This is a genomic window from Empedobacter sp. GD03739 (assembly GCF_029843245.1).
Taxonomy (GTDB): Bacteria; Bacteroidota; Bacteroidia; order Flavobacteriales; family Weeksellaceae; genus Empedobacter; species Empedobacter falsenii_B.
In genome coordinates this window covers 1-5,725 of the sequence record NZ_JAOCHX010000082.1, presented here as the reverse complement: position 1 = coordinate 5,725, position 5,725 = coordinate 1, and the positions used below count along the sequence as shown (strand labels likewise).

Here is a 5,725-nt window from a genome sequence, read left to right as displayed (position 1 = left end):
GGCTGGATTATTCGTTTTTCCAAACATACTTTACTTTTATTTTACATTCTAATCTTAAGTCGCTGGTACAATGGAAAATATTTTTTGTTTTTTTTAGATATGAGAAGTGAGATACGAGGTTTTAAAAGATAAAAGCCCGTTTTTACCGCAGAAAATGATTAGACGTTTTGCTTTTCTTGAACAAAAGAAAAGCAAAATGGATACTTTTGAAGGAACTACTCGGGAGAAATTCTACGAAGTAGAATCTATTTATAAATAAAAAAAGCTCGAATAAATCGAGCTTCATATAATTATTCATTCCATAATATTATACGAGATGTTCCAAAATTGTATTTAATTCTTGTAATTCGACCAAGAAACCATCGTGTCCAAAAATAGAATCAATTTCGATGAATTTTGCATTTGAAATATGATTCGCTATAAATTTTTGCTCACTTGGCGGAAATAATATATCCGAAGATATACCTATAACTATTGTATTGGATGAAATTTGAGCCAATGATTTCTCTAAAGACTCTCTCTTTCGAGCCAAATTTTGTGAATCCATCGCTTTCGAAAGTGTCCAATATGAATGTGCATTAAATCGATTTGCTAATTTTTCACCTTGATATTTTTGATAAGAAGACGCTTTGAAATCGTTGTAAACAGAATCCTTGTCTTTTTGCTTCTGTTCATATATAATATAGGTACGATAAGACAACATCGCAATTGTACGCGCCGCAATCAATCCATTTCTTCCTCCATCCTCAATTTTATCGTTAAAAGTTGAATCGGCTTCGATAGCCAAACGCTGCGATTCGTTGAACGCAATTCCCCATGGAGAATGTACCGCATTTGTCGCCAACAAAACCAAATTATCCACTTTAACTTGATCAAGTAACGTAAATTCTAACGCTTGTTGACCACCGAGTGAACCACCTATTAATAAATGAATAGTTGAAATTCCTAAATGATCTGCCAACAATTGGTGCGCATTTGCCATATCTTTTATCGTAATTGTAGGAAAATCTCGATAATAAGGCGAATTTGTTTCAGGATTTGTAGACAACGGATTTGTCGTTCCATAATTAGAACCAATCACATTGGCGCAAATAATAAAATGATCTTTTGGATTGAATAATTCATTTTCTCCAAAAAGACCAGCCCACCAATCAAAAACATCCGAGTTTGCCGTTAAAGCATGACAAACCCAGATGATATTATTTTTTTCGGGATTCAACGTTCCCGCTGTATGATAAGCAATGGTTAAATTTTCGAGAATTTGACCATTTTCTAATTGAAATGGCTTTGTATAATTATATTGATAAAAATTCACTGAATTAATTTATAGCTAATAATACTTTGTTTACTTAATTTTATCAAAAGCTCGTTGAAGATCATTTTTGATATCATCAATATATTCAATTCCGACAGAAAGACGCAATAAACCAGGAAAAACTCCAGCAGATTTTTGTTCATCATCGCTCAGTTGTTGATGAGTTGTTGCAGAAGGATGAATAATTAACGATTTTGCATCGCCAACATTTGCCAAATGACTAATCAATTCTAAACTATCAATAAATTGATTCGCTTTGTCTGCATCACCTTTAATTTGGAATGATAAAACAGCTCCGAAACCATTTTTCAAATATTTTTTTGCCAAATGATGACTTGGAGAAGTAATTAATCCAGGATAATTCACTTTTTCAACTTGCGGATGAAGTTCTAACCAACGCGCAATTTCTAACGTATTGTCCAAATGTTTCTGAACTCTTAACGACAACGTTTCTAAACCTTGTAACAATAAAAAAGAATTGAACGGTGAAATTGCTGGACCAAAATCGCGCAAACCTTCAACACGCGCACGGATTATGAACTGAATATTACCAAAAGGACCATTCACTCCGAAAACATCGGAAAAAACTAAACCATGATAACCTTCTGATGGTTCAGAAAATTGTGGAAATCTACCATTACCCCAATTATAATTTCCACCATCCACGATAACTCCACCGATAGAAGTTCCGTGTCCACCGATCCATTTTGTTGCAGATTCTACGACAACGTTTGCTCCATGCTCTAAAGGTTTGAAAATATAACCGCCCGCACCAAACGTATTATCCACAATAAATGAAATGTTATATTTTTGTGCAATTGCAGCAATTGCTTCAAAATCTGGAACATTAAAACTCGGATTTCCTATCGTTTCTGCATAAATCGCTTTTGTATTTTCATCAATTAATGATTCAATTTTTGTTGGATCTGCATCTTCAGCAAAGCGAACATCAACACCTAAACGCTTAAAACCAACTTTGAATTGATTATATGTTCCGCCATAAAGATTAGAAGCCGAAACAAAATTATCTCCTGATTCTAAAATATTATTTAAAGCAATAAATTGTGCCGCTTGTCCCGATGAAACAGCTAATGCCGCAACACCACCTTCCAGCGCAGCAATACGTTTTTCGAAAACGTCGGTTGTTGGATTTTGAATTCTTGTGTAAATGTTACCAAATTCTTTCAAAGCAAATAAATTTGCTCCGTGTTCGGCATCATTAAATACATAAGAAGATGTTTGATAAATTGGAACAGCTCGAGAGCCTGTTGTTGGGTCTACTTCTTGACCTGCGTGTACTTGTAAAGTATCGAAATGTAATTGTTTTTCTGTTGACATAATAAAATTGTTTTGAATGTGACTACGATTAATAAATAGTAGGTAGGTTAGTTAGCTAAAATTAGCAGCTGCACATTCGAATTTTACTATTGATACAATTATAGATGCTGTGAAGCAGGACGCCGTGTCCAAAAGAATGTTTTTTAGAATTGTACTTCATCTTTAAAAATTATTCATTTCTAACTACACTTTGTAGTTTTATATTTTATGTGAAATTAGAATAATTTTCTAAATAATAAAATTTATAATTAGTTTTTAGAAAATAAATCTATAAAATTGATTTAAAAAGAATATTCATGCCAAAAAGTTAAAAATATTTCTTTCGAAATCTATAAAAAGGATTTAAACAGAATAAAATTTGAAGTAAAAAAGAGAATATTAAGTAGAAAACATAAAAAAAGGAGATCAAAATTGATCTCCTTTTAAGTTTTATGATAAAAAAGTAATTAGTTTGCTAAAACGATTACTTTATTATTGCTCATTTCAATTGTTCCTCCTTTGATATCTAACAATAATGTAGATTCGTTTGATGGAGAAGTGTAAACTTTGCCAGATTGATTATCGAAATCTTCGAAAGTTTTTGTGTGAACTTTAATTTTGATTGTTCCTTCACCTAAAGTTGCAACGATAGGAGCGTGGTTATTTAATAACTGAAATTCACCATCTTTACCTGGTAAAGTAACAGCATCTACTTCTGCATCGAAAACTACGAATTCTGGCGTAATAATTTGTAAGTGCATAATCCTATTGTTTTTAAAAAAAAGAGTACTTAGCAACTTTCAAAAAGAAAAGAAACGTAAGCACTCTTTATATGGTTAAATTATATTATTTAGCTTCTGCTAACATTTTTTCTCCAGCTTCAATCGCTTCTTCGATTGTACCACGTAAGTTGAATGCAGCCTCAGGATATTGGTCAACTTCACCATCTAAGATCATGTTGAATCCTTTGATTGTATCTTTGATGTCTACTAAAACACCTGGGATACCTGTAAACTGTTCTGCAACGTGGAATGGTTGAGATAAGAAACGTTGGATACGACGTGCACGGTGTACAACTAATTTATCCTCTTCTGATAACTCTTCCATACCTAGAATCGCGATGATATCTTGTAAAGCATTGTAACGTTGTAAGATTTCTTTTACACGTTGTGCTGTTTCGTAATGTTCTTTACCAATAATTGCTGGTGATAAGATACGAGATGTAGAGTTCAATGGATCTACCGCTGGGTAAATACCTAATGAAGCAATTTTACGATCTAATACCGTTGTAGCATCTAAGTGCGCGAAAGTCGTAGCTGGCGCAGGGTCAGTTAAATCATCGGCAGGTACATATACTGCTTGTACAGATGTAATAGATCCGTTTTTAGTAGATGTAATACGCTCTTGCATAGCACCCATTTCAGTTGCTAATGTTGGCTGATAACCTACGGCTGATGGCATACGTCCTAATAAGGCAGAAACCTCAGAACCTGCTTGTGTAAAACGGAAGATATTATCTACGAAGAATAATACGTCACGTCCTTGACCTTGTCCATCTCCATCACGGAAATATTCAGCTAATGTTAAACCTGTTAAAGCAACACGAGCACGTGCACCTGGAGGTTCATTCATTTGTCCGAAAACGAAAGCAGCTTTAGACTCTTTCATGTTTTCGCTGTTTACTTTAGATAAATCCCAAGATCCACCTTCCATAGAGTGCATGAAATCTTCACCGTAATTAATTAATCCAGCTTCAATCATCTCACGCATTAAGTCATTACCTTCACGAGTACGCTCTCCAACACCAGCGAATACAGATAAACCTCCGTGTCCTTTAGCGATGTTGTTCATCAACTCCTGAATTAATACTGTTTTACCTACTCCGGCACCACCAAATAAACCAATTTTACCACCTTTTACGTATGGCTCTACTAAGTCAATTACTTTAATACCTGTAAATAAAACTTCTGCAGATGTTGATAATTCTTCGAATTTTGGAGCTGGACGGTGAATAGGTAAACCGTTTTCTTTGTCTAAATTCCCTAAACCATCAATAGCATCTCCAACTACATTAAATACACGTCCTTTGATGTCTTCTCCAATAGGAACCATAATTGGTTTTCCTAAAGCGATAACTTCTTGACCTCTTTGTAAACCATCAGAACTATCCATTGCGATACAACGTACAGTATCTTCACCGATGTGTTGCTCGACTTCAAGAATTAATGTTTCTTTTCCTTGACGAGGAACCTCTAATGCATCATAAATATTTGGAAGGCCTTCTGCGTTATCAAAAATAACGTCAATTACAGGTCCAATAACCTGTGCAATCTTACCTTTCTTTTGATTTGCCATTATATGAAATGATTTAGTTTATTTTATTTGGGTGCAAAGGTAAGTTAAAAACATTGTATAATTTATATACTTTTTAAGATTTTTGTCATAATATTTTGATTAGTAATCAGAATATTATAAACAACGAACTTCTAAAACAAAAATATCAATCCTTATCAACTCCATTTCCGCCATACATTTCTTGTACTTTTTTCTGATAATCTTCATAAATCTTATCAAATTCTCCTCTCGAAATTGTTTTATCAGAAATATTATTGAAATAAGAATTAAATTCTTTATCATTATTTATCGTTTCGATATTCGTCATTTTAACAATTGATGTTGAACCAGTTTCATTTTTAGGTTTTATTGTAATTTCTAAAACTAAGCCTGGAAGTCCACCAAAATTGTTTGGTCCACATTTCGTTTTTATACTTTTTGCAAACCATACTTCATACGTATTTTTAGATTTTTCCATTGTTGCTTTTGTGGCAACAATTCCATTTATCGTTTTAGTATCTCTACTAAAAACCCAATTTTCGTCTAACTTTAAGGGAGATTTTACTTTATAATTTCTATTTTCAATATTAATATCTTCGTAAATAATTTTTTCTACAGGATTAATAATTGTATAATTTATGGTATAACTTCCAATCATTTCCATATTATTACTATTCAATTTTGGTCGTTCTTTACTCAAACACAAATTGTTTTCATTGACAAACAAATCGTATGTTTTTGGCGATTCATATTGCTCAA

5 protein-coding genes are annotated in these 5,725 nt (G+C 33.0%); all 5 read right to left on the bottom strand.

Annotated features, from left to right (window positions below; translation table 11 throughout):
• Nucleotides 1-307 precede the first annotated feature (307 nt).
• Nucleotides 308-1,315, bottom strand: a complete 1,008-nt coding sequence (gene metX / locus N5E64_RS15340) for a homoserine O-acetyltransferase (RefSeq protein ID WP_038336140.1) — start codon at nucleotides 1,313-1,315, stop codon at nucleotides 308-310.
• Between the two features lie 30 nt (nucleotides 1,316-1,345).
• Complete coding sequence (locus tag N5E64_RS15335) at nucleotides 1,346-2,653, bottom strand: O-acetylhomoserine aminocarboxypropyltransferase/cysteine synthase (RefSeq protein ID WP_280038259.1); 1,308 nt, start codon at nucleotides 2,651-2,653, stop codon at nucleotides 1,346-1,348.
• Between the two features lie 446 nt (nucleotides 2,654-3,099).
• The gene (locus tag N5E64_RS15330; protein WP_280038257.1) at nucleotides 3,100-3,393 is read right to left on the bottom strand and encodes a F0F1 ATP synthase subunit epsilon; all 294 of its coding nucleotides are present in this window, start codon (nucleotides 3,391-3,393) and stop codon (nucleotides 3,100-3,102) included.
• An 85-nt stretch (nucleotides 3,394-3,478) separates the two neighbouring features.
• On the bottom strand, nucleotides 3,479-4,987 hold the full coding sequence (atpD, locus tag N5E64_RS15325; protein ID WP_038336144.1) for a F0F1 ATP synthase subunit beta: 1,509 nt from the start codon (nucleotides 4,985-4,987) through the stop codon (nucleotides 3,479-3,481).
• 145 nt (nucleotides 4,988-5,132) lie between these two features.
• Nucleotides 5,133-5,725, bottom strand: a 593-nt coding sequence (locus tag N5E64_RS15320) for a GLPGLI family protein (protein ID WP_280038256.1), incomplete at its 5' end; no start/stop codon positions are given.

Bases quoted from the DNA above. Each gene is read 5' to 3' on its own strand.
- N5E64_RS15335 (WP_280038259.1), bottom strand. From the start codon at position 2,653: ATGTCAACAGAAAAACAATTACATTTCGATACTTTACAAGTACACGCA.
- atpD (WP_038336144.1), bottom strand. From the start codon at position 4,987: ATGGCAAATCAAAAGAAAGGTAAGATTGCACAGGTTATTGGACCTGTA.
- N5E64_RS15330 (WP_280038257.1), bottom strand. From the start codon at position 3,393: ATGCACTTACAAATTATTACGCCAGAATTCGTAGTTTTCGATGCAGAA.